Here is a 1,220-nt window from a genome sequence, read left to right as displayed (position 1 = left end):
TGGATTGTCAACAGTAAATCAGACAACTTTTTTAAGGGCTTGTTTGCGATACTGAACAGGCGTCAAATATCCCAGCGTTCCGTGAATTCGATGCTTGTTAAACCAGTTAACGTAATCGTATAATTCCAATTCTAGATGATGTAGATTTTCGAAGCTCATCTGGTTAATGAACTCGGTTTTCATGACTTTATAGGTAGCTTCAGCCACGGCATTGTCATAAGGACAGCCTTTCATGCTGAGCGAGCGACCGATGTTAAACGTCTCCAAGAGCTCATCCATCTTTTCGTTTTTAAACTCACTGCCGCGGTCCGTATGAAACCATTGAATTTGACGCAGATCGCCTTTTACGTTAGCGAAGGCGCGGGAAATGAGGGCTGCATCCTTGTTTGGACCCGCACTATGACCGATCAATTCTCGATTGAACAAGTCGATCAGCACACAAATGTAATACCATTGGTTTTGAACCTTCACATACGTCAGATCGCTCACAACGAAGCGCTTGGCTTCCGTCTGCTCAAACTCGCGTTTTAGTACATTCGCTGTTGCGGCTTCGTTACAAGCCGTTTTATGGGGCTTATACTGCGCGATCGTGTAGGTGGAGACCAGCCCCTGCTCTTTCATGATGCGGCCAATGCGACGTCTGGATACAACGAAGCCTTGTTCCTGGAGTTTGACTTTGATCTTACGCGTACCGTAGGCTTTGCGGTTTTTGTGGAAGATCTCCACAATCGCTTCCGTTAGTTCGTCTTCTTTCGTGGCTTCTTTCGCTTCATAGTAGAACGTACTTTTCGCGATTTGCAGGACGTCGCACAATGCTGATACCGAGTATTGATCACGGTTGTTCCGGATGATCGCTACTTTCGTCCCATGATCAGCGCGGCTTGCTTTAAAATGTCATTCTCCATCTTAAGTCGTTGATTCTCTTTACGCATGGCGATAAGTTCATTCTCTTCGGGCGAGCGATTATCCTTCTCCTTGAAGGAGCCTGTGTTTCTTGCTTGTTTAATCCAGCGGTCTAGAGCGGATGCCGTGAGGTCATATTCCTCCGCAATCGAAGCTCTGGATTTTCCATTCTCATAGAGCTGCACCATTTGTTTTTTGAATTCGCTTGTAAACGTGCGGCGTGGTTGTTTGGACATTGTAGAGATCCGCTCCCTTAGTGTAATAGCTTTATTCTACAAGCCCTTATTTTTTCTGTCCAACTAAGTGTAGCCTATCCA

Annotated in this window: 1 protein-coding gene; it reads right to left on the bottom strand. The window is 45.7% G+C overall.

Annotated features, from left to right (window positions below):
- Positions 1 to 18: 18 nt before the first annotated feature.
- Positions 19 to 1,139 (bottom strand): IS3 family transposase gene (locus ACFPXP_RS08090; RefSeq protein WP_379893728.1). Its coding sequence is split into 2 segments (ribosomal slippage): positions 19 to 890 and positions 890 to 1,139, totalling 1,122 coding nucleotides; the frame shifts between segments, so codons are not numbered across the junction.
- Positions 1,140 to 1,220: the final 81 nt, after the last annotated feature.

Origin of the sequence: Marinicrinis lubricantis (assembly GCF_042658665.1) — a bacterium.
Classification (GTDB): domain Bacteria; phylum Bacillota; class Bacilli; order Paenibacillales; family KCTC-33676; genus Marinicrinis; species Marinicrinis lubricantis.
The sequence above is the reverse complement of the archived record's forward strand: the minus strand, read 5'-3'. Positions and strand labels throughout refer to the sequence as shown.